Consider the following 22,773-nt stretch of genomic DNA (forward strand, 5'->3'; position numbering starts at 1 on the left):
TCGTTGCCAAATCCGTCCGTCAAAAACACGCTGCCCGTTGCGGTCACAATGGGAGAGCCTGCGGGGATCGGAACGGAGATAACGCTCAAGGCATATCGTTTCTATCGTGACCTTGCACCAGAGTCAGGGATCCCCTTCTTTCTGGTAGATGACCCGGCACGGGTGTCCCTGGCACGGCGCGCACTCGGGATTGATGTCCCGGTTGTGACGGTTTCAGCACCGCATGAGGCAATCAGTGCATTCCCGACAGGCTTACCCGTCCTGCCCCTACAGGGTGTTACAGGTAAACCTGCTGATTTTGCGCCCGGCGTACCGTCAGCTGAGACTGCCGGTAGCGTAATCGCCTCGATTGAGGAGGCCGTAAAATTAGCCCTGAAGGGCGACATTGCCGGTATTGTCACGAACCCGATACAAAAAGAGATGCTCACGAGGTCAGGGTTTGGCTTTGCCGGGCATACGGAATTTCTGGGTGCACTGACAGAAAACACTGAAATTCCAACAGGTCTGGCGCGCGGCCCGGTCATGATGCTCGCCGGGCAAAGTTTGAAGGTAGCCCCCGTAACGATACATATTCCTCTGGAAGAAGTTGCCGCAGCCTTATCAACAGAAAAAATCGTTTCTGTGTGCAGAGTTGTTGCCGAGTCGTTGGTGCGCGATTTTGCCGTAGCAGACCCCGTCCTTGCCATTGCCGGTGTCAATCCACATGCCGGAGAAGGCGGGACCATCGGCTCACAGGAACAGGAAATTATTCTGCCAGCCATTACAGCCCTGAAAGCAGCAGGCGTGAAAGCGGCAGGGCCCCTGCCCGCAGACACAATGTTTCACGAACAGGCAAGAGCGCAATATCATGCCGCAATTACCATGTATCACGACCAGGGACTCATCCCGATCAAGACGATAGACTTTTTTGGCGCCGTTAATGTGACCCTTGGCTTACCCATCGTCAGAACGTCACCTGATCATGGAACAGGTCTCAACATTGCCGGCAAAGGCCTCGCAAACCCACAAAGCCTCATCGAGGCCATCAAGCTCGCCTATTATACCCATTACAATCGAACTGCATTTGACAACGCCCGCTCAGGGAAAAATTGAGTATGAGCGCGCCTGCCCTTCCCCCGTTACGGGACGTGATAGATACTTATGGGCTCAACGCAAAGAAATCACTGGGGCAGCATTTCCTGCTCGATTTGAACATTACACGGAAAATTGTACGCCAGTTGCCGCTTCAACCCGGGGATACCGCGATAGAGATTGGTCCGGGCCCCGGTGGCTTAACGCGCGCGCTCCTGGAAGCTGGCGCCTGCCTGACTGTGGTAGAACGCGACAGGCGCTGCATTGAAGCACTGACTGATCTCCAGCAACATTACGGTGAAAATCTGTCGATCACGGAAGCAGATGCTCTTGGCATTGACGAACGGAGTTTGACCAGCATGGGCGCAGGCCAGTCTCTGGCATGGCTCGTTTCGAATCTGCCGTACAACATTTCAACAGAACTGCTCATCAAGTGGCTGAAAGCATCACCGCGATGGTGGCGCGGCATGGCGTTGATGTTCCAGAAGGAGGTGGCAGACAGGATTATCGCCGCTCCAGGGAACAAGACATATGGCCGGCTTTCAATTATCAGCCAAACAGTCTGTGACGTAACCAAAGGTTTTGACTTGCCGGCGCGGGCATTTACGCCACCGCCGAAAGTAGACTCAACGGTACTGGTTTTTTTCCCCCTGGAAGAGCTTGAATGCGACCTTTCTGTGCTTGAGCGGATTACGGCTGCGGCCTTCTCGCAGAGGAGAAAAATGCTCCGCACATCACTCAAGGCTATCTTCGGAGATAACACAGAACTGGCATTGGAGACGGCGCATATTGGCCCGACCCAGAGAGCTGAACAGGTTTCCGTGACGGACTATCAGCAGCTAACGCGGCTAAGTGAATATTTCACGGCGCAATGATCTTGTTTACTGCATCGCTCAGGCCGGTCTGGCGCGTACGCTTCAATCGTTCAGCTACCAGAATGCAGCGCATAAGCTGCTCTGCTTCATCAATGTCGTAATTGACAACAGCATAGTCATATTCTGCCCAGTGCGATATTTCACTTTCCGCCTTGGCCATTCGCATGGCCACCACATCATCTGTATCCTGAGCACGGCTTTTCAGTCTCCGCTCAAGCTCATCACGTGACGGCGGCAAAATGAAAACCTTGACGAGGTCGGTTGGGACTGTCTCACCAAGCTGCTGCGCGCCCTGCCAGTCAATATCAAACAGAATATCCTGACCTTTTGCCAAAGCCTCTTCAACCGGTGCGCGAGGCGTACCATAATAGTTGCCGAACACCTTGGCGGACTCGAGAAACTGACCTTGCTGCTGCATATCGAAAAAAGTCTGCTCAGAAACAAAATGGTAATCCTGGCCATCTTTCTCACTTGGTCGCATGGGTCTGGTTGTCGCAGATACAGAGAGAGTAAGGTCGGGGTCGGTTTTCAGAAGGCGATTACAAAGTGTCGTCTTACCGGCACCAGACGGGCTTGATACGACGAACAAAAGCCCACGTCGCCTGATCTTATCTACCGTCACAAAGGGCGTGTCATTCGACATTCTGTACCTGTTCACGCATCTGGTCGATTGTGGCTTTCATGCTCAAACCGATATTTTTAAGATCAAGATCATGGGCTTTTGAGCACAAAGTGTTCGCTTCACGGTTAAACTCCTGAATCAGGAAGTCCAATCGGCGCCCTACAGCGGTGTCGTCCTGCAACAAGGAACGCGCGGACTGGATGTGCGCCTCTAACCTGTCGAGTTCTTCCCTGATGTCAGCTTTTACGGCCAGCAGGGTTACTTCCTGCGCAATGCGCTCATTTGGTATTGCCTCACCCAGCAATGACGTGACCTGTTCATTTAATCTGGTCTGCAGGGTTTTGATCGCAGCATCAGCGCAAGCATCAGCTTTTTTAAGAAGCCCGGCAATCTCTTCAAGCTGTCTTTCAAGCACATCCTGAATTGCCCGTCCTTCCGAGAACCGGGCTTGTGTCAATGCATTCAGGGCCTCACCAAACGATTGCAAGAGACTGCGCGTCAGATCATCGCGTTCTTTCTCCGGCAGTTCGAATTCTTTCACGGACAGAACACCGCGCATGGCAAGGATACCGTCAACGGTGGCAGGTGCCGAACCGGGAATTTTTTCCTGTACCAATGCTGCTGCTTTCAGCGCCTGCTCCAGGCCATCGGGATCAACGACCAACTGCTGCTCGCTGGCATCCGACTTGAGAGAGAGATTGGCTGTGATCGAACCTCTTGAGAGGCTTGCCTTAATCTCTGATCGAACATTGTGTTCCAGATTTTCCAACCATGATGGCAGGCGACACCTGATATCCAGACCCTTGTTATTGAGGCTTCTGAGTTCCCAGACAAACGAGAAAGATTTTTCATAAACCTCAACTTCTCCCATCGTCCGGGAAAAGCCGGTCATGCTCTGTATGTTGGGTCGTTCAATCACAGACATTTAGTTGCTGTTTCTTTCACGCTCGATTTGTCGCCACTTGCGCACATTGGCATTGTGCTCAGCCAGCGTTTTTGAAAACGCGTGGCCGCCAGTCCCGTCTGCCACAAAAAATATGTAATCTGTGTCTGTTGGATTGAGGACTGCTGCTATTGCATCTTCGCCCGGATTGGCGATTGGAGTCGGCGGCAGGCCCCGAATGACATAGGTGTTGTAAGGCGTCTCGCCGCGTAGTTCGCTCACTCTCAAACCGCGCCCCAGAGGCTCGCCAGCCGTAATGCCATAGATGACAGTGGGGTCAGACTCCAGGCGCATGCCTCTGCGCAAACGATTGACAAATACGGAGGCAACTTTGCCACGTTCACCGTCAACACCGGTCTCTTTCTCGACAATCGAGGCGAGAATAACAGCCTGCTCTTTAGTCTCTATTGGGAGATCTGCAGCTCTTTCCTGCCACAGGGTATCAAGCAGATCCTGTTGTGCAGTCTGCATCCGCCTGACAATCTCATCACGCTCATCCCCCCTGACGAAAGCATATGTCTCGGGCAATAAAGCTCCCTCATAGGGCGACAGGGTTAGCTCTCCGCTCAATTTATCGTTGCTTTCCAGGACGCGCAGAGCCTGTTGCGTGGTAATGCCCTCGGGAAAGGTAATGCGGCGCAAATACGGGCTGCCTTCCGATAAAATAACGATGATCTCTTCGATACTGGCGCCAGCCGGGATCAGATATTCCCCGGCCTGAAGACTGGACTGGACCTTCCGAAGCCTGACAGCAATCTTGAAGGCAATATCCGACTCTATCGCCTGTTCACTCACCAAAAGGTCCGCAATGCGGTTCACACCCATACCGGACTTGACCCAGATTATTTTTTCTTCTGCCAGCGGTCCGGGCTGGGTGATTTTTTCATGGATTTTATAGGCCGCACCAGCAGCCACAACGCCGCCAATGAAAATCAAAAACAGGAAAAAAAAGAGCAGTGACTTGATGACCCCACCATGCTGCGCATTTCTTATACCCGCTCTAGTCCCCATGACCTTGTGCTCCCCGTGTTCAGACTTCACGAATGATGATGGATGCATTCGTCCCGCCAAAACCGAACGAATTTGACAGCACCGCAGAAATATTTTTTTCGACTTTCCGGTTTGCCGCCAGATTTATTTTTGTCTCTACAGACGGATTGTCGAGATTGATTGTTGGCGGGGCGACATTGTCACGCATGGCAAGGATGGAAAAGATCGCTTCAATGGCACCTGCCGCGCCCAACAAATGACCGGTCGATGACTTGGTCGAAGACATGACCAGGTTGTCCGTGGCCCCGGCAAATAATCTCTCCACAGCACGCAGTTCTATCTCGTCACCCTTTGGTGTCGAGGTGCCATGCGCGTTGATGTAATCGATCTGGTCTGGCGTCATCCCCGCAGCCTTAAGTGCTGCGCTCATTGCTCTGTAACCACCATCACCATCTTCAGCCGGTGCCGTAATGTGGTAAGCGTCGCCAGACATACCGTAGCCAACAATCTCGCCATAAATTTTTGCACCTCGGGCCACTGCACGCTCATACTCTTCTATGACCACGACGCCCGATCCCTCCCCCATCAGAAAACCGTCCCGATCGCTGTCATAAGGCCGGGAGGCTTTTTCTGGTGTCTCGTTGAAGCCTGTCGTCAGGGCCTTGCAGGCCGCAAAACCGGATATACCAAGACGGCAGACTGATGCTTCGGCACCGCCCGCCAGCATGATGTCCGCATCGCCATACATGATGAGACGTGCTGCATCGCCAATAGCGTGAACGCCTGTTGCGCAAGCTGTCACAGCGGAATGGTTTGGCCCTTTAAGGCCATATTTGATCGACACATTGCCGGATACGAGATTGATGAGGGCGCTCGGGATAAAGAAAGGCGAGACTTTGCGCGGACCTTTTTCATATAGCTCAATGGTGGTCTTCTCGATTGATTCCAGGCCGCCAATGCCGGAACCAATCATGACACCTGCGCGCTCTTTTTCTGCTTCGCTCAGATCCGTGATGCCCGCATCTTCGATAGCCATGTCAGAAGCAGCGAGACCGTAGACGATAAAATTATCCAGGCGACGCTGCTCTTTGGGCGAAACCCACTCATCTGCATTGAAGGCTAATGCGCCTGCGGCTGCACCACCGGCACGCCCGTCACTGTGCGGAACTTCCGCTGCAATTTTGCAGGGCAGATCACTGACATCAAATTTTTCAATCGGATTGGCGCCAGAGTCGCCGTTCAAGAGGCGCTGCCAGACCCCTTCAATGCCCCTACCTTTGACACCAGCGCCCAAAGGGGTGACGAGCCCAAGACCTGTAATGACTGCGCGTCTTGCCATCTGCAACTCTCCTCATCTGATCTGCCATCGTTCTAGCACAGGTTGGCAGGAAGAATAAAAGATCAACTGTAAAGTAAAGCCACCGGAAGCTTGTGGCTAAACCGGTGGCTTGTCTGTTTTAGATTAGCCTTGAACCCCAGCCCTGGAGGCTCGGCAGGCGACTAGCCTTTGTGCTGCTCAATGAACGTGATTGCGTTCTGAACAGTTTGAATGGACTCAGCTGCATCATCAGGGATTTCGAGATCAAATTCTTCTTCGAAAGCCATGACAAGCTCGACGATGTCGAGGCTGTCTGCACCGAGGTCATCAATAAAACTGGCTTCTGGCACTACCTTGGCGGCATCGACATCAAGGTGTTCAACGGTTAGCTTTTTTACGCGCTCGGCGATATCAGACATTCACATGCTCCTTTTCGTAAACTCTTTTGGGCGTTTTCCCTGGTTATAGGCTTTTTTGATTCTTACCCAATCCGGAAACCGTCCATGTAGGGGGCGATAAGGCAAATTTCAAGCGAACGCAACTGTCCAGTTAATCAGGTCTTGAGCCAGTTAAATCATTGCCATCCCGCCGTTGATATGCAGCGTCTGGCCAGTCATATAGCCAGCTTCAGCTGAAGCAAGATAGACGACAGCACTCGCGATATCATCGGGCGTTCCCATGGCGCCGGCAGGAATTTTTAGTGCAATCATCTCTTTTTGCTGGTCTGTGAGCGCCTCTGTCATGGCAGTGCCTATGAAACCGGGCGCAACGCAATTCACCGTAACACCTCGTGTTGCTATTTCCTGTGCGAGTGACTTGGACATGCCGATCATACCGGCCTTGGAAGCGGCATAATTGGCCTGGCCGGGGTTTCCTGTCACCCCCACCACGGACGTGATTCCAATGATCCTGCCGAAGCGTTTTTTTGTCATGCTACGCAGCGCTGCTTTTGCCAGACGATAATATGCCGAGAGGTTGACTTTCAGCACGGTGTCCCAATCCTCTTCCTTCATGCGCATGAAAAGCTGATCGCGCGTAACACCGGCGTTTGACACCAGGATATCAAGGGATCCCATTGCCTCAACGGCCTGAGCGGGCAGTTTATCTACTGCCTCAAGATCAGAAAGGTTACACGGCGTGACATAGGCCCGCTCGCCAAGTTCTGACGCCAGTGCAGTCAGCTTGTCGAGATTCGTGCCCGAAAGGGCGACGCTGGCGCCCTGAGCGTGCAAGGCCTTCGCAACAGCGGCGCCGATACCACCGGAAGCGCCCGTTACCAGTGCAGTCTTTTCAGTAAGGTCGAACATGTGCCGTTATCCCTGTTGTTGATTGATTATGGGCTTGTGAAAGCAGAAACGTCATCCGGAGACGAGACTGATAGTGTCGTCGCTTCGCGATCAATTTTTTTTATGAGACCGCTCAACACTTTACCTGAGCCTGTTTCTACAAAACGGGACGTGCCATTTTCACGCATGAACCGTACTGAGTCCACCCAGCGCACCCTGCCAGTGACCTGTTCAACAAGTAACTTTCGGATATCGTCAGGGGCCTTCACGGGTTGCGCAGTGACATTCGCGACAACAGGAACCTGCGGTTCCCCGATCTTTGCGTCAGCCAAGGCAGTAGCCATTTTTTCAGCCGCAGGCGCCATCAGGCTGGAATGAAAGGGCGCAGACACTGCTAGTGGGACAACACGTTTGGCGCCTGCCTCTTTAAGGCTCAGTGACGCTACTTCAATCGCCTGTGCGGTGCCCGATATCACCACCTGACCGGGACAGTTATCATTTGCGACCTGACAGTCATTCAGACTGGTCAGTGCCTGCTCGACCTCTTCAATACTCAGGCCGAGCACGGCTGCCATGCCTCCCTGTCCGGCAGGCACAGCGGCCTGCATGGCATCACCGCGTATGCGCAAAAGACGTGCAGTTGTGGCAAGGTCCATCGCCCCGGCAGCGCACAAAGCGGAATACTCGCCCAGAGAGTGCCCCGCGAGACAGGAAACCTGTTCCAGTGACAAGCCGGCTTCAGCCTGAAGAACACGGAACGCAGCCATGGAATGCGCCATCAGCGCGGGCTGCGTGTTGGCGGTCATGGTCAATGCCGATTCAGGGCCGGACCACATGATTTCGCTGAGTTTCTGGGAGAGCGCCGCATCGACTTCTTCGAAAACGGCTCTGGCGACGGGGAACTGTTCCGCAAGGTCCCTGCCCATGCCGACTGTCTGACTTCCCTGCCCCGGGAACACCAATGCTGTGCTCATCACGCATCCTCCATTCTTCGCTATGGCTGTATCGCTGGCCGGACAATCAGGCAAGAGGATGCACCAGAGCTTGACGCTGGCAGCTTCACGCCAGCATCCTGTTCAGGAAAGATCAAGCTAGGCCGTTTCGGCCTATGGTGAGGAATTTCTCGCGTCGCTGTCGGCGCAATTCATCCGGGCTCATGTTCTCGAGATCATGGATATTATGCTCGACCGCATCGCCCAAGCGCTCAATCGCTGTCTTGGGATCACGATGCGCGCCGCCAAGCGGTTCTGAAATAATCTCGTCAATCACTTTAAGTTCAAGCAGATCCTGTGCTGAGATACGCATGGCTTCCGCCGCATCCGGTGCTTTGTTATCGCCCTTTGAGGCTGCATCTTTCCAGAGGATAGAGGCACAGCCTTCTGGCGAAATCACGGAATAAACTGCATGTTCAAACATCAGCACGCGGTTTGCCCCTGCAAGCGCAACCGCCCCGCCGGAACCGCCCTCCCCGACGATAACCGAAATAACAGGCGCACCGAGCCCGAGGCACTTTTCCGTACAGGTCGCAATCGCTTCCGCCTGCCCGCGCTCCTCTGCGCCAAGGCCGGGATAGGCACCTGGTGTATCAACAAGTGTGATGACCGGCAGGTTGAACCTCTCCGCCATTTCCATGAGCCTGATAGACTTGCGATATCCCTCAGGGCGCGCCATGCCAAAATTATGCTTCAGGCGGCTATCCGTATCATGACCTTTTTCATGGCCGAGGACCATCACAGACCTGCCCCGGAACCGGGCCGGACCACCCAGTATCGCCAGATCCTCGCCATAGGCCCGGTCACCCGAAAGAGGGGTAAAGTCCTCGAACAGGTCCGCGACATATTCCCGAAAATGCGGACGTGCCGCATGACGGGCAACAGAGGTTTTCTGCCACCGGGTCAGTTTTGCGTAGGTGTCAGAAACCAGCTTCTCTGCACGTCCCTCAAGACGCTTGATTTCTTCAGAAACATTCACATCTTCTGCGGTATCCATCTGGCGCAGATCGTTGATCCGCCCTTCAAGCTCCGCAATGGGTTTTTCGAAATCAAGATATGTTCGCACGCAGACAGCCTCTCAAATAACAATGCTTTGTAGCATTTCGCCTACAGGTAAATAAAGGGTGAGCCAACCGCTGTCAAAAACTGGCTAGAGAGCGGGAAGTGCAAGCAGGCGCGGGAACGCGCCATTAACCATCACCGGGCCTGTTAACCCATCATTATCGCCTGTGCTTACAATGTCATTGTTTCGACATGGAGGAGTGCTATGGCGGACGATACACAAGGCATATTCATCTTCGGTACCAGCGAGGATGAAACGCTCGTCGGGACGGATTTTGACGATATTCTGAACGGTGCCGACGGTGATGACATCATTCGTGGCGAAGGCGGCAATGATCGCCTGCTTGGATCAAACGGCAATGACCGTCTGTTCGGACAGGACGGCGATGATTCGCTGTTTGGCGGCAGCGGAGAGGACATTCTAAATGGTGGCACCGGTCAGGACCTGCTCAATGGCGGCGCGGACAATGATCGCCTGACGGGCGGTGATGGGAATGACCAGCTGCTGGGCGGCGATGGCGACGACATATTGAATGGCGGGCTGGGCGCAGATTTTCTTTCCGGAGAAAGCGGTAATGACCGGCTTGCTGGTCAGGATGGTGATGACACGCTGAATGGCGGCCTCGGTGATGATCGTCGAGCGGCGGGAATGGCCAGGACAGGCTCATCGGCGAGAGCGGCGATGATCTGCTGAATGGCGGGAATGACAATGACGAGCTGTTCGGCAAGGCCGGCGCAGACCGGGTCATTGGCGGCGCCGGTGATGATATCGTTGATGGCGGTGATGATAATGACGTTGTCAGCGGTAATGACGGAAACGACATTGTTATTGGCGGATCAGGCGATGACCGGCTCTTCGGCGGTAATGATAATGATCTCCTCTCCGGAGAGGATGGCATTGATGATCTACGCGGCGGTCGCGGGGATGATATACTCAATGGCGGTGCCGGTGATGATGCGCTGCGCGGGCAGCGCGGCAATGACACGCTTTTCGGCGAAGACGGGAATGACAGCCTGTTTGGTCATGCGGGCGACGATGTTCTGAACGGCGGCCTTGGCGATGATTTTCTGAATGGCGGAAATGGTGCCGATACGTTCGTGTTTGCCGCAGGATCCGGCCAGGACACGGTCAGTCGTTTCGAAAACGATACAGACAGCCTACAACTCAATAGTGATTTGTGGAACAATACGGACCTGACGATAGCAGATGTCCTAGCGACTTTTGGGTCTGTCGCCGGACGGGATACCATTCTTGATTTTGGTGACGACGTTCTGGTGATTCAACGCCTGCGGGAAATTGACCTGCTTATTGATGATATCCTGATTGTCTGACGTGGTCAGGATTCATCCGTAAGTGGATGATGTGTAGTGATCAGTTCTTTAAGTCGTTCCTGCTGCAAATGTGTGTAGATTTCAGTGGTTGTAATGCTGGCATGTCCCAGCATTTGCTGCACCATTCTGAGATCAGCCCCGCCTTCCAGCAGGTGCGTTGCAAAGGCGTGACGCAATACATGCGGCGACACCCTGTCTGGATCAATTTCCGCCCTGACCGCCAACTGTTTCAAGAGTTGAGCAAACCGTGCCGATGTCAGATGGCCAGCCTTCCCGGCGGAGGGGAAGAGCCATTTCTGACAACGGGCATATTCCGGCACCAGGACCGGCCAGCTTTGCTGCACATAGGCAAGCGTCACCTCCTTGGCTTTCTCTGAGAGCGGAATAATACGCTCTTTGTTACCCTTCCCGATAACACTGAGATAGTCGCGATTTTCATGAACAGCCGTCTTGGGCAGACTCACCAGTTCCGACACCCGCAAACCGGATGCATACAGAATTTCCAGAAGACATATCAGGCGATGCGCCTTGGCTTTGTTCTTTTTTGTTAACGCCCCCTCCGGGCTGGCCGCCGCCTCCAGCAGATTATCAACTTCCTGAACTGCGAGAACCTTTGGCAGGTTGCGCCTTGCTTTCGGTCGCTCGATATGCTGCGCAGGATTATGGGAAATAATTTTTTCCCCGTACAGATATGAATAAAACTGCTTCAGCGCGGAAACGCATAATGCCTGAGTTGCTGGTGCGCATTCATTGTCGCTCAGCAACCTGATATAGCCGGAAATATCTTCGTGGGATGTTTGCCTGAGGTTTTTGGGCTGTTTGCCCAGATACGCCGCAAAACGGTCTATGTCCCTGCCATAATTCCGGATCGTCCTGTGAGAGACACCTCTCTCTACAGCCATCATTTCAAGGAATGATTCCTTGTCCGCCAGATTTTGTGTGCGAATTTCGGTGTCAGCCTTATCCATCAATATCTGGCTTGACCCGTGGCACAATGTCAGTGCCGGGATTGACTGCCTGTGCTGGACCCGCACCTGATCCACTGGTTGAATTATTGGCGCGTATCGGAGAGGCCCGATATTTTTCGACGATTTCCTGCACCCTTTTGTAAAATTCTCCTTCCGCGTAAACATCATCAAGGCCAGCAAGTGACAGGTTTTTTGTCTGTAACACTTCCCGAATGCTGTTCATGTCACCGGTGGCGGAGATATGGCTCGCCAATAATGCGACAAGTGCTGCCTGGCCTTTGGACACGACACCGCTATTGGGGACGCTGACACCGACAAGTTCCGGCAGCAGGGATTGCGATTTGTTGCCGGAGGTCAGCTCAAGGCGCCGACCGGTTGTCTCAGGGCGCGTGATGGTCAGTCCGGCATAACTGCCGATTGTCCGGGCGCGACTTTCGTTGCGGATCGACATGAGTTGCAGCAGGATAACGCCATGCTCGGTGCCATTGGCAAATCCGGGATCAGTAATCATGGAGATAAGCCAGCGTTCAGCCAGATTCTGATCTCTGGCGAGAAGTCCCGCCAAAGCAAAATACCTGGCGTAATCCGCATAGGCAGAGGTCGTGTTGAGCTGGCTGATCATTGGTGCGTAAAGCACAGAGAGCGCAAGAGCTCTTTCGGTCGTGGCTGCTGTTGCAAGAGATGCAGCGATAAGCCCAGCCTTGTCATCTGTAAACTCAATGGCATTCATTTGCAGCACGGACTGATATACCAGCGCATCCACCAGTACATTGTCAGGTTGTTCCTGCAGAAGGCTGCGGACTGACGCCAGTCGCTCAACCGGGAACTGAAAATCTGTGAAAATATCCGCCAGGTCCTGCCCTGTCATTAGCCCAAGATGTGCAGCGCGCTCAGCTGCGAAGACCCTAACATTCTGCGGCGCTTCTTTCTCAGTTGCGAGCGCAACAAGGACCGCCCCTTCGGCCCCCTCAAGATCAGCCACATTGAAAGGCAACTTCAGTTGCCGAACTGCTGCATATTGAAAACCGGTTTCGATCGCCAGTTGGCCTGACGGGGCCACGCCTGTGGCAAGGGCCGTAAACAGGGTTTCATCCGTTGGTGTCAGAACATTCTGATCGCGCAACAAATTGTAAGTCAGGTCAGCTGCCGCACTTTCGCCGGAGACCGTGTAACAGAAAAAGCGCAGCTTCAGCCAAAACGCGCTATTGCGCCCGGACTGCAAGCCCGCCCCGCGGCGACATGCCGCTGTAACATCACCACGCATCATATCAGCATAGGCAACGCTTTCCGCGAGAGCTGGCCGACTGTCGAGCCCCCCTGCCAGCTCTGCCAGCGAAGCAGCCTGTTCAAAATATCCTGCTCGTGCGAGGGTCATCAGCTTTTTGGCGGTCAGCGCCGTATCAGCATTTGCCGGCCCATCGCCTGACGATAACAGGGCCCGGCGGAATATCTGTGCTGCAACAGGGTCAGAAAAACCGGTTGGAATATTATCCAGCAGAAAGCCGACATCTTCTGCATTCGCGCCCTGCCACAGATCACGTGGCAACGCGCCATCTTGCGGGGTCAGAAGTCCGATAGAGAAAGTATCTTCACCAAAGGAGGTCGTTTCAACCGCGACTGGTCCGGTATATTGGGCAACAGCTGTCTGCCACCAGAACAGACTTATCAACGCTGTAACCAAGACCTTGTTACTGTGACTCAAGATCAATCTCCTGTTCGATCAAACGGGTTTCAGGCTCCTGTCCGCTCCCCAGAACGTAGAGAACAATAACTGTCAGTACGAACAAGACAAACAGAAAGAGAAAAAAACGCAAACCGATACCCTCAAAAAGTGTTTGGCATCGTATATGACATTTCACTGCGGCATAAAAGCGGCAAGCGTTTAACCCTTGCGCAAACACGGCAGCTGGCGAAATATACGTTTTCGCGACCCAAAGCAGCTTGATGGCAAGAACATCTGACAAATTGCACCCTGATGCAGCCCTGAACGACAAGACGATTGTCCTTGTTGGTATCATGGGTGTTGGCAAGACAACCGTCGGGCGACGCCTCGCCTCTCTTTTGAAGATGCCCTTCTTTGACGCTGATGCAGAGATAGAGCTGGCAGCCGGCATGCCAGTCGCGGAGTTCTTCGAGCGCTATGGTGAAAAAGAGTTCCGCAAGGGAGAGCGCCGGGTGATGAGCCGCCTGCTCGACCAGGCCCCGCATGTTCTGGCGACCGGCGGCGGTGCCTTTGCGGATGAAATGATCCGGAGTCTGATACAGAAAAAGGCGATTTCAGTCTGGTTGCAGGCTGACCTGAAAGTACTGATTGAGCGCACATCGAGGCGCGACACCCGCCCGCTGTTGAAAGACAAAAATCCTGCAGAAGTGCTGACGAGACTACTTGAGGAACGGACACCTTTCTATGAGCAGGCTGATATTCATATCGCCTGCAAAGAAGGGCCACATATGCGGACAGCGGAAAAAATACTTCAATCTCTGAACAACTTCGTTCACTAGAATACCATGGGCACCCCTGAAAAAATCCGCGTCGGCCTCGGCGAGAAAAGTTACGATATTTATGTGGGCACGGGCCTGATTGCGCGTGCCGGAGAGTTTCTGCAGCCACATCTGAACCGGGACAGGGTTGTGGTTGTGACTGATGAAACCGTCGGCGGCCTTTACCTGTCGCCCCTGTCGGGTGCACTTGCTGAAGCGGGGATTGCAGTCGAGGCGATTACGCTGCCCCCGGGCGAGAAAACGAAAAGTTTCGAGCAGCTTGAAACGCTGTGCAATCAGTTGATCGCACTCAAAGTTGAGCGCAGCGACCTGATTATCGCGCTGGGCGGCGGGGTGATCGGAGACCTCACCGGGTTTGCCGCCGCCATCCTGAGGCGCGGGTGCCGATTTCTGCAAATCCCGACGACCCTGCTGGCACAGGTAGACAGCTCCGTCGGCGGCAAGACAGCAATCAATGCCAGCCACGGCAAAAATCTCATCGGTGCCTTTCATCAACCCGTGCAGGTGCTGGCGGATATAGATGTGCTGCAATCTTTGCCGGAACGGGAATTGCGGGCCGGATATGCCGAAGTGGCAAAATATGGCTTGCTCGGCGATGCCGAATTTTTTGCCTGGCTTGAGGAAAATGGCGCTGACCTGCTCAATGGTGATGCCAGTCTCAGGGCAGCGGCCGTGACGCATTCCGTGAAAGCCAAGGCAAAAATTGTTGAACTGGACGAAAAAGAGCATGGCCTCCGGGCGCTTCTGAATCTCGGGCATACTTTTGGCCACGCATTTGAGGCAGAAACCGGCTTTTCCGAGAGGCTGCTGCATGGCGAAGCTGTCGCGCTGGGAATGGTTATGGCCTTCGAGTATTCAGCAACCAAAGGCTTCTGCGCACACGAAGACGCTACAAAGGTTCGCGCGCATCTTGCCGCAACCGGATTGCCCGTGAATACCAAAGACATTGACGGGCTGGATACATCCGCTGAAGCGCTTCTGGATCACATTTTTCAGGACAAGAAAGTGACCTCGGGGCAACTCACCTTTATTCTCGCAAAGGGAATCGGAGAGGCATTCATTGCCAACGATGTGCCCCCAGCAGAGATCAGGAATTTTCTCTCCGCCAAACTGGACCCCTAACACCCGTCAGGAAATGAAATGACTACTGATATATATGGCACTGTACTGATCATATTTACGCTGCTGTTTGTCTCTGCTTTTTTCTCAGGATCGGAAACAGCCCTAACGGCCACGTCAAAGGCAAGAATGCGCGGTCTTGCAGATCAGGGTAAAAAATCTGCCATGCGCGTCAACACGCTGATTGATGACATGGAGGGATTGATTGGCGCCATCCTGCTGGGCAACAATCTGGTGAACATTTTTGCCACCGCTTTGACGACAGCTGTATTCAGTGCGCTTTTCCCGAACGGGGAAGGCGTGGTTTATGCAACGATTGTCATGACCATCCTCGTCCTGGTTTTTGCTGAAATCACGCCGAAGACGGCTGCCATTTCACGCCCCGATTCTGTGGCGATGTTTGTCTCCTGGCCGATGAGCTTCATTGTCAAAATCTTTGGGCCGGTCGTCAGTCTGGTGCAGGTCTTTGTCAGATTTGTCCTGCGCCTTTTCGGATTTGATGTGTCTGAACAGATGCATGTTCTGTCTCCAGCCGATGAAATAAAAGGCACCCTGGACCTGCATCTGGAAGAAGGTCGTGTGGACAAGGATGCGCGGGACATCATTCGCGGCGCCCTTGAACTGGATGATATCCGGATCGAGGAAGTGATGATCCACCGCAAGTCAATCGAGATGCTGGATATAGACCTGCCCCCATCAGAGATTGTCTCTGCCCTGATGGCCAGTAACTATACTCGCATACCCTTATGGCAAAATGATCCGGATAATATTGTAGGTGTACTTCATGCCAAGGATGTCTTGCGCGCGCTCTGGGAAGTGCAGAATGATATGTCCAAAATAGACATCAAGACCCTCTCCATGGAGCCTTATTTTGTTCCGGAGACGACCACCCTTCTGGAACAGCTGACCGCGTTCAAGATCAACCAGCAGCATTTTGGTCTCATCGTGGATGAATATGGGGCGCTGATGGGTCTGGTCACCCTTGAGGATATTCTCGAGGAAATTGTTGGTGAAATAGAAGATGAGTATGATGAGCCCATCCAAGGCGTGCGCCCGCAACCAGACGGCACGGTTATCGCAGATGGCGATGTAACCATTCGTGACATCAACCGGGCATTGGACTGGCGATTGCCGGATGAAGCTGCCGTGACCATTGCAGGGCTTGTTATCCATGAAGGTCAGACTATACCCGAAGTGGGGCAGGTTTTTTCCTTTTACGGTTTCCGCTTTCAGATTCTGAAAAGGCGCCGCAACCAGATTACGGTATTGAAAATCACGCCGCTTGAAAACTGACCGCAGGGGCCAAGAATGAAGTTGCCACAGCCGAAACTGACGAAGCACGCGCTTGGCTTCCTGTTCCTCGTCATCCTGCTTGATGTCATTGGTCTTGGCATCATCATCCCGGTATTGCCACAACTGTTGATCGAACTGACAGGACGTGCAGAGAATGAGGTTGCCCTGCTCGGCGGCTATCTTCTGTTTGCCTATGCCGGTGCGCAATTCGTCATGTCCCCCATTCTGGGTGGCATCAGTGATCGCTATGGTCGCCGGCCAGTCATCCTTTTTTCCCTGCTCGGCTATGCCGTTGATTTCACCCTGATGGCCCTTGCGCCAACTTATGCCTGGTTGTTCCTTGGCAGGGTTATGTCCGGTGCCTTTGCTGCGACCTACGCTACCTCCTACGCATTTATCGCCGATGTCAGCCCGCCGGAAAAACGCGCCGGGAATTTCGGGTTGCTGGGTGCGGCCTTCGGCATAGGGTTCATTCTCGGCCCGTTGCTCGGCGGGGTTCTTGGAGAAATAGATACACGCTTGCCGTTCTTTGCTGCCGCCGCGATTGCCTTCGCCAATTTTGTGTACGGTATATTTGTCCTGCCTGAGTCGCTGGCGCCGGAAAAACGCCGCAAGTTTGAGCTGAAACGCGCGAATCCTCTTGGCAGTCTGCTTCAGCTGCGTACATATCCGATCGTTCTGGGCGTTCTGCTGAGCTACTTTCTTATGCAGGTCGCGCATAACTCCCTGCCCGCCATCTGGTCCTATTTCTCTACCGTCAAGTTTGGCTGGAGCCCGAAAGATATCGGCTTTTCACTTGTCTATGTGGGCATCACCGCAGCCTTTGTTCAGGGCTATCTGACGCGCAAGCTCATCCCCGTCATCGGCGAGAGAACGGCTGTGCATATCGGTCTTATCGCCATGACCATTTCGTTCATGGGGTATGCCTTTCTCACCCCCACAGGTGGCTGGGTTTATGTCTGGATCACGATCGGTGCTGCCGGCGGTTTCATGATGCCCGGTATGCAAGGATTGATGTCCCGCACCACACCGGAAAATGCGCAAGGCGAGTTACAGGGGGCAATCGCAAGCGTGATGAGCATCACGATGCTTGTCAGCCCCCTTTCCATGACCTGGATTTTTGATCGCTACACCGCAGATGATGCACCCGTTTACTTCCCCGGAGCGCCCTTCCTTATCTCCGGCCTCATTCTCCTGAGCGCGCTTGTACCGTTCTGGCTGACATTGAGCAAAGCGGAACTGCGTAACAGGAAAACGCAAGCCGCAGCCGCTGACAGCGCAGCTGTGGCAAGTCTGGATGCTGACGGTCCATCTGCCGAACCCAGAGAATAGCTGTCAGACAGCAAGCCGTTTGGTTGATGCTAATTCCCGTAAAGCCTAGAACCAGTAGGGGTTGGTCAGGCGCTGAAGGAATATCGGCGTATCGCTGGGGGTCATAGAAATGCTCCAGGCCCCATTGCCTCCTTTTGATGCCTCAAACGATTCAAGGGCAATCGCGTATCCGCGGGCCTCGATCCTGGTCCATAGCTTAGCCTGCGCATCGAGCCCCGGAATTGTGGTCCGGATTGTCAGGACATTCCCGGCGAAAGAAGCATCCGCACCGCCATTGCGGAACAGGTCATAGGATGTTTTGGTCTGTTCATTGTAGAGACGACCGCGCAAGGCACCACGACGTATCATCTGACTCAGGTCTTCACGCAGTCCTTCGGGAAACTCGACCCGGATAACAAGACTGTAGCCGATCGCTTCAGAAGACTGCTGCAAGGCCACGTTTGTAGGCGCAACAGATTCAGGGAACGCAGTCTCCTGCTGACCCAAGCCGGATATTATCTTTGCTTCGACCTGCTGCTCAGTTGTCGTTGCTTCCGGCATTTCCGGCGGTGCTGCATTAACGTAATTGGCTGGCAGGATCGTCATGAGTCCGGCCAACACGCCAAAACCCTGCAGAAAGGCCTCGCGCATACTCAACGGCTGAAAGAAGAATATCGAGAGCGCCCCGAGGGACATCAGCGCCAGGAGGATGACGTAAAAGGGCATGAATTCAATGCCGGTCAGCCTGGTTGTGAAAATACTGATCTGAAAAAGGGCCGAGGCTTCACCGCGCTGATTGAGGTCAGCCAGCGTTGCAGCCATGATCCCGATTGCCCCCGAACTGCCCATGAGAAAATAATCACCGACGCCGTATTCGCCGGGATCTTTCATGCCACGCTTGTCACCATACGCCATAAGATCACTCCACCATCACTCTCCCGAGGGCGTAAGGCTAGCACAGCTAGCGCATCTGCCAATAAGGAAGTCGCGGGTAAGGATCACATTTCCGGTGCCAGACGCCGTCCTTTGAAATCTATGTCGAAAAGATGCTCAAGGCTGGTCTTGTACAGGGCCTGCTTCACATCGTCGTAAGGCGTCACATTGATAGCCTTGAGGATGATGCGTTGAATCCGGGGCGTGTCGTTTTCATCCGGAACAATATCTGCATCCAGGACGTTAATGCAGGCAAGATCCTGCTCAAAAGCAGCGATACCGCCAAGGCCAGCCTTGCTGATGTAACTCAGCAGCAGGCGATTAACGCCTTCATGAGCCACAAGGAGCGCCGTTCGCCACTCTTGACTTAAGATCATATCTTCAAAAGCTGCCGTTATGCGTTGATATGCCTCAGAAAATTTCTCTCCGCCAGGCAGAAATTCTGCGCCTTCCTCACTCGCCATTTCGAATGAAAAAGCAAGCCTGGCAGCAAGTTCTTCACGGCTGTCAGTCACGTAGACACCGCCGCGCAACTCTTCCATGCCGGGCGAGCTAATATGGGTCAGACCGTCGGATGCTTCATTACATGACATGACGATTTCTGCTGTCTGCATCGTTCTGGGAAGGCCGGAATGATAAACCGCATCAAACCTGACTCCGGCCAGAGCCTTACCGGCAGCTTCAGCCTGATGCCGACCGGTTTCGGTCAGTGGAACCTGACGAAAGTCAGTCACATCTTCAGCGAAGTAATCAACGTGTCCGTGGCGCATCAGATAAAGGCGGCGCCTGCCCATCATTCCTGACATGGGCGTTGCTATGATCGTTTTCGCACGCAGCCTCAACCGTTGATTTCCAGCAACACTGCGCCTGAATCCGTTAAATCAGCCATAAGAGGTAAAAAGGGGCAGGAATAACCCTTTGGCTGGCGCGTAAATTGAGTATGATTTAGTGTTTTCAAAGCGCCGGTGGGGAGCTGGACCTTACGAATGATCAAACCGCCCAAATTACTGTCCTTTATTTTCGTGGCTGCCGTGCTGGCCTACGTTACCGCCTTCTGGGTGATGGTGACGGTGGACCCGGACTCTGCGCAAAGCAGATTTGATATCCTTGTCAGCGAGAATGCCTATGGCAGGTCCATTGGCCATGGCGAACAGCTGATTGCCTTGCGCCTTGAGCAAGGAGCTGCAGCCGATGATCTGGCCGAGGTGAAACTGAGCCTTGCCGAAGCCCATCGCCTGAAAGGCAAGCCTGACCGTGCGGTAGAATTATACCGTGATGTTCTTGCATCCAGACTGGCCACGAGACTCAGCCTTGAGGAGCGGCGCTCTATCAAGAAGCATGTTGCTGACCTTGAACTCAACCTCGGTCAACCGGTGGAAGCAGCGGGTATCTACGCAGAGTTTCTTGACATCGCAGGCGATGAAGCAGCTCGGCGCACACCGCGTTTTCCCGGCTCGATGGAGGCTTCCTATGTCCTGCTTGTGCAAGGCGCCATGGACAGCTTTGCGGAAGCCCTGCCCCCTCTGCACGAAACTGATATTACCGAGGGCACGGAAGCAGATAAGCTGCAGGCCGCAACAAACCTTGCCAAACTGGGTGGCTATTACGCAGCGCAGGATGGTGGCAACTATGCCGCAGCAGGGTTGCTTTCGGCTGCCTACAGAACCCGCATCACCCTGCTCGGCCCGGCCCATAAAGACACGTTGCACACTGCCCTGTTGTTGGGGCCAATCTATCAGGACATCCAACGCCACAACGAAGCGGAAGAATTATACCTTTCTGCCTTTCACGCGCAGGAACGCGCACGTGGCTCGAATAATCCTGACCTGAGCCTGTATATCCGTCTGCTGGCTGATGTTTACAAGAAACAGGGCCGGTTCACGGAAGCCGAAGCCTTGAATACGCATATCCAGCGTCTGTTCAAGGACGCTTTTGGCGCAAGAAGATATGTCACTAACAAGTTGCGCGATCGCCGGATGGACATAAACCGCCCTGTGTCGGCCGCTTTTCCCCTTTCGACAGACTACCAGCCTGACGATCTTGTCAAAGCTGTCGGCTTCGATGTACCTTTGAGCAAGAATGCCGACCTGGCAGAAATGTCTGTGAGACTGGCACCTGAACTTGATGAAGACGGCGAAATTGGTCTTCCCGCTGCCCTTTCTGCCCTGATGACAGCCTGCCAGACATCGGACGATGAAACCTTGTCGCTGCGCTCGGGCTATCGATCTTTTGCCACCCAGAAAGATCTTTACGGGCGCATTGGCCATCTGGGCACTGTCACAAAGCCCGGCATGTCAGAACACCAACTTGGGTTGGCGGTGGACATAGATGTTAACCGACGCCTCATGCGTCAGACCGATCGCGCCTATCAGTGCTTTGAGGAAAATGCCTGGCGGCACGGTTTCATCCTGTCCTACCCGCCCGGCAACAAATACCTGCCGGGAGACGATACATATGAACCGTGGCACTGGCGTTATGTCGGCAAGCGCACGGCACTTCTCTATCGTGAGGCAGGTCCGATCAACAAACCGCAGGAATTCCTGGCTGCTCTGCCTTGCTATGAAGAGCGCGCCATGGCCGGCATCTGGTCCATCGCCGAGGAACAGGACGTCTGTCTTGAGGGCATAAACGTTAACGTCTCCGCTGCTGCCGAATCCGATAGCAGCAAAACGGGAGATAACATTTACTACGATAATAATTCTGTTGTCCCGTCTGACTAGATCAGGCAAGCTTCCTGCGGGTATAGCATTTCTCGCACCGGGTGAGCAGGACGGGGACCGTGAAAAGCACGTTCAGGGCAGTAGTCAGGTATGAAGCACTTCCAGGTGCTGTGCGTGATGAAACATATGCCGAGCTGTTAACTGATAACCTCTATAAAGTCCTAACTGCCAAAGATTTGTCTGCTGAAACAGATGCAGATATTCTGCTGCTTGACGGCAGACATCTTGCAAGCCTTGCGCAGGAAAGCACTGCTGCACTCCAGTCGTTGAAAGAGCAGCACCCGAAAAGCGCTGTGATGATCATCATCTCCCCGGAGACGAGGAGTGAACTGAGGCAGGCACTGAAGCAGCACGGGACTTTATGCGCCTCGGGAAACAAACCCGAGTTACTACTTCCACGGATAAAACGGCTGCTTGAGAACCTCTCCCTTGCTGATGAATGCGGCAACAGACTGAAAACTCTCGCCAGTCTCAACAGATATTCGAGCGCGAACAGCCCCCTGCATACAGAGGCGAAGCCGGTACGCGTGTTGGTAACCGGTCCTGCTTCAGCCGTGCTCTTGCGTGTTTTTTCTTCTCTGGAGCAGGAGAGTTTCGAGGTTACCGCGGCCATGTCTGTGCCCCAGACCACGCGCTATCTTGAGACCTGCGCTTTTGATGCACTCGTCATCGTGCCTGGCGGCAAGGGAAAGGTGTACGCATCATTGATCAAGTTGCTGAGGCGCAATGACCGTACCCGTACTTTGCCCATTATCGTCTTCTCCGGCATCAACCTGCATGGCTCCGGTCAGCCAGCATATCACTATCTCAAACAGGGCGCTGATACGGTTCTGCCAGAAAGTGACATTGAGAAGTCAGCTTTACCTGAAGTGCAGGCTTTCGCGCGACGTAACAGGTTGACCAAAAGTATGCGCCAGTTCCTGCGGCAATCTGTGCAGAGTGAAACGCGGCCAAAACAGCTGATCTGTGAAACGGACTTTTTCGAAAACCATCTCGCACGCCAATGCGCCAACAGTCGGAACACGACACGCAGCCTTTGCCTCTCAGCTTTTCGCCTCCGGTCAGCAGGCGATAGACAGCCTGCGCGGCAAACCTGCAAACAGGCCGTCTCCTATATGGATATGGTAATAAACGATACTGATCTCATTACAGTCATCAGCGATGACCTGATCCTGTTGTCCCAACCTGCCACTTCTCTGGTTGACGCAAGACAGACGAGACAGAAGATCGTGAATTTGCTTCATGAGATAAGATTTCAGAGCAGCTTTGCCGGACAAGCCTATGAAGACCTCTATGTCGATTCCAGCACCGTCAGTTATGGTGAAAGCGAAACACCTGAGGATATGATTGCCCGTGCACTGAATACTCTTGAAAAATCCCAACGCCCTGCCCCTGAACAGGGACCGGTCACGCTAACTGTCGTCAACTAGCAACGG

Annotated in this window: 23 protein-coding genes and 1 pseudogene; 11 read left to right on the forward strand and 13 right to left on the reverse strand. The window is 53.8% G+C overall.

What is annotated here, in order from left to right; genetic code table 11:
- Nucleotides 1-3: 3 nt before the first annotated feature.
- Nucleotides 4-1,092 carry a 4-hydroxythreonine-4-phosphate dehydrogenase PdxA gene (gene pdxA, locus RAL90_RS08130; protein WP_306254020.1) on the forward strand — a complete coding sequence of 363 codons (1,089 nt, stop codon included), beginning with the start codon at nucleotides 4-6 and terminating at the stop codon, nucleotides 1,090-1,092.
- Nucleotides 1,093-1,094: 2 nt separating this feature from the next.
- Nucleotides 1,095-1,946: a 16S rRNA (adenine(1518)-N(6)/adenine(1519)-N(6))-dimethyltransferase RsmA gene (gene rsmA, locus RAL90_RS08135; RefSeq protein WP_306254021.1), complete on the forward strand. Its 852-nt coding sequence runs from the start codon at nucleotides 1,095-1,097 to the stop codon at nucleotides 1,944-1,946.
- On the opposite strand, the gene gmk is transcribed toward rsmA, so the two are convergent.
- From gmk to RAL90_RS08175, 8 genes are all read right to left on the reverse strand, one after another.
- Entirely contained in the window at nucleotides 1,933-2,589 is a 657-nt protein-coding gene (gmk, locus tag RAL90_RS08140) for a guanylate kinase (protein WP_306254022.1), read from the reverse strand. The genes rsmA and gmk overlap by 14 nt on opposite strands.
- On the reverse strand, nucleotides 2,579-3,493 hold the full coding sequence (locus RAL90_RS08145; protein ID WP_306254023.1) for a YicC/YloC family endoribonuclease: 915 nt from the start codon (nucleotides 3,491-3,493) through the stop codon (nucleotides 2,579-2,581). Before RAL90_RS08145 ends, gmk begins: the two co-directional genes overlap by 11 nt.
- Nucleotides 3,494-4,522 (reverse strand): endolytic transglycosylase MltG, encoded by a 1,029-nt coding sequence (gene mltG / locus RAL90_RS08150; RefSeq protein ID WP_306254024.1) that lies wholly within the window; start codon nucleotides 4,520-4,522, stop codon nucleotides 3,494-3,496. It abuts the gene before it with no gap.
- A gap of 19 nt (nucleotides 4,523-4,541) precedes the next feature.
- On the reverse strand, nucleotides 4,542-5,840 hold the full coding sequence (fabF, locus tag RAL90_RS08155) for a beta-ketoacyl-ACP synthase II (protein WP_306254025.1): 1,299 nt from the start codon (nucleotides 5,838-5,840) through the stop codon (nucleotides 4,542-4,544).
- Nucleotides 5,841-6,001: 161 nt separating this feature from the next.
- Nucleotides 6,002-6,238 carry an acyl carrier protein gene (locus RAL90_RS08160; protein ID WP_306254026.1) on the reverse strand — a complete coding sequence of 79 codons (237 nt, stop codon included), beginning with the start codon at nucleotides 6,236-6,238 and terminating at the stop codon, nucleotides 6,002-6,004.
- Between the two features lie 150 nt (nucleotides 6,239-6,388).
- Nucleotides 6,389-7,126 carry a 3-oxoacyl-[acyl-carrier-protein] reductase gene (fabG, locus tag RAL90_RS08165; protein WP_306254027.1) on the reverse strand — a complete coding sequence of 246 codons (738 nt, stop codon included), beginning with the start codon at nucleotides 7,124-7,126 and terminating at the stop codon, nucleotides 6,389-6,391.
- A gap of 26 nt (nucleotides 7,127-7,152) precedes the next feature.
- A complete protein-coding gene (fabD, locus tag RAL90_RS08170; protein WP_306254028.1) occupies nucleotides 7,153-8,079 on the reverse strand; it encodes an ACP S-malonyltransferase in 927 nt (308 codons plus the stop codon).
- 112 nt (nucleotides 8,080-8,191) lie between these two features.
- The gene (locus RAL90_RS08175; protein ID WP_306254029.1) at nucleotides 8,192-9,163 is read right to left on the reverse strand and encodes an acetyl-CoA carboxylase carboxyltransferase subunit alpha; all 972 of its coding nucleotides are present in this window, start codon (nucleotides 9,161-9,163) and stop codon (nucleotides 8,192-8,194) included.
- 201 nt (nucleotides 9,164-9,364) lie between these two features.
- On the opposite strand from RAL90_RS08175, the gene RAL90_RS08180 reads away from it, so the two are divergent.
- The 3 genes and pseudogenes from RAL90_RS08180 (at nucleotide 9,365) to RAL90_RS08190 (ending at nucleotide 10,491) form a co-directional block, all read left to right on the forward strand.
- Nucleotides 9,365-9,853, forward strand: coding sequence for a calcium-binding protein (locus tag RAL90_RS08180; protein ID WP_306254030.1), 489 nt, complete (start codon nucleotides 9,365-9,367; stop codon nucleotides 9,851-9,853).
- Nucleotides 9,850-10,230 (forward strand): annotated as a pseudogene (locus RAL90_RS08185) (calcium-binding protein); the annotation flags it as partial. The gene RAL90_RS08180 and the pseudogene RAL90_RS08185, both read left to right, overlap by 4 nt.
- 27 nt (nucleotides 10,231-10,257) lie before the next feature.
- Nucleotides 10,258-10,491: a hypothetical protein gene (locus tag RAL90_RS08190; RefSeq protein WP_306254032.1), complete on the forward strand. Its 234-nt coding sequence runs from the start codon at nucleotides 10,258-10,260 to the stop codon at nucleotides 10,489-10,491.
- Nucleotides 10,492-10,496: 5 nt separating this feature from the next.
- On the opposite strand, the gene RAL90_RS08195 is transcribed toward RAL90_RS08190, so the two are convergent.
- The 3 genes from RAL90_RS08195 to RAL90_RS08205 are packed head-to-tail and all read right to left on the reverse strand — an operon-like array spanning nucleotide 10,497 to nucleotide 13,273.
- Nucleotides 10,497-11,459 (reverse strand): site-specific tyrosine recombinase XerD, encoded by a 963-nt coding sequence (locus tag RAL90_RS08195; RefSeq protein WP_306254033.1) that lies wholly within the window; start codon nucleotides 11,457-11,459, stop codon nucleotides 10,497-10,499.
- The gene (locus RAL90_RS08200) at nucleotides 11,452-13,161 is read right to left on the reverse strand and encodes a hypothetical protein (protein ID WP_306254035.1); all 1,710 of its coding nucleotides are present in this window, start codon (nucleotides 13,159-13,161) and stop codon (nucleotides 11,452-11,454) included. The genes RAL90_RS08195 and RAL90_RS08200 overlap by 8 nt, the downstream gene beginning before the upstream one ends.
- Entirely contained in the window at nucleotides 13,148-13,273 is a 126-nt protein-coding gene (locus tag RAL90_RS08205) for a hypothetical protein (RefSeq protein ID WP_306249493.1), read from the reverse strand. The genes RAL90_RS08200 and RAL90_RS08205 overlap by 14 nt, the downstream gene beginning before the upstream one ends.
- Before the next feature lie 130 nt (nucleotides 13,274-13,403).
- On the opposite strand from RAL90_RS08205, the gene RAL90_RS08210 reads away from it, so the two are divergent.
- Genes RAL90_RS08210 through RAL90_RS08225 form a run of 4 tightly spaced genes read left to right on the forward strand, consistent with a single transcriptional unit; the run spans nucleotide 13,404 to nucleotide 17,705 of the window.
- Complete coding sequence (locus RAL90_RS08210; RefSeq protein ID WP_306249495.1) at nucleotides 13,404-13,961, forward strand: shikimate kinase; 558 nt, start codon at nucleotides 13,404-13,406, stop codon at nucleotides 13,959-13,961.
- Nucleotides 13,962-13,967: 6 nt separating this feature from the next.
- Nucleotides 13,968-15,083 (forward strand): 3-dehydroquinate synthase, encoded by a 1,116-nt coding sequence (gene aroB / locus RAL90_RS08215; RefSeq protein WP_306249497.1) that lies wholly within the window; start codon nucleotides 13,968-13,970, stop codon nucleotides 15,081-15,083.
- 18 nt (nucleotides 15,084-15,101) lie between these two features.
- Nucleotides 15,102-16,373 carry an HlyC/CorC family transporter gene (locus RAL90_RS08220; protein ID WP_306249500.1) on the forward strand — a complete coding sequence of 424 codons (1,272 nt, stop codon included), beginning with the start codon at nucleotides 15,102-15,104 and terminating at the stop codon, nucleotides 16,371-16,373.
- A gap of 15 nt (nucleotides 16,374-16,388) precedes the next feature.
- Nucleotides 16,389-17,705 (forward strand): TCR/Tet family MFS transporter, encoded by a 1,317-nt coding sequence (locus RAL90_RS08225; RefSeq protein WP_306249502.1) that lies wholly within the window; start codon nucleotides 16,389-16,391, stop codon nucleotides 17,703-17,705.
- A gap of 45 nt (nucleotides 17,706-17,750) precedes the next feature.
- Here the strand turns inward: RAL90_RS08225 and RAL90_RS08230 are convergent, their stop codons facing one another.
- Nucleotides 17,751-18,599 (reverse strand): hypothetical protein, encoded by an 849-nt coding sequence (locus tag RAL90_RS08230; RefSeq protein ID WP_306249504.1) that lies wholly within the window; start codon nucleotides 18,597-18,599, stop codon nucleotides 17,751-17,753.
- Nucleotides 18,600-18,682: 83 nt separating this feature from the next.
- Entirely contained in the window at nucleotides 18,683-19,423 is a 741-nt protein-coding gene (locus RAL90_RS08235) for a histidine phosphatase family protein (RefSeq protein WP_306249506.1), read from the reverse strand.
- Nucleotides 19,424-19,603: 180 nt separating this feature from the next.
- On the opposite strand from RAL90_RS08235, the gene RAL90_RS16340 reads away from it, so the two are divergent.
- Both RAL90_RS16340 and RAL90_RS08250 read left to right on the forward strand, forming a co-directional pair.
- Complete coding sequence (locus RAL90_RS16340) at nucleotides 19,604-21,337, forward strand: D-alanyl-D-alanine carboxypeptidase family protein (protein WP_372340377.1); 1,734 nt, start codon at nucleotides 19,604-19,606, stop codon at nucleotides 21,335-21,337.
- Between the two features lie 59 nt (nucleotides 21,338-21,396).
- Nucleotides 21,397-22,767, forward strand: a complete 1,371-nt coding sequence (locus tag RAL90_RS08250) for a hypothetical protein (protein WP_306249507.1) — start codon at nucleotides 21,397-21,399, stop codon at nucleotides 22,765-22,767.
- The last annotated feature ends 6 nt before the right edge of the window (nucleotides 22,768-22,773 follow it).

The organism is Parvularcula sp. IMCC14364, from assembly GCF_030758415.1.
Lineage (GTDB): Bacteria > Pseudomonadota > Alphaproteobacteria > Caulobacterales > Parvularculaceae > Aquisalinus.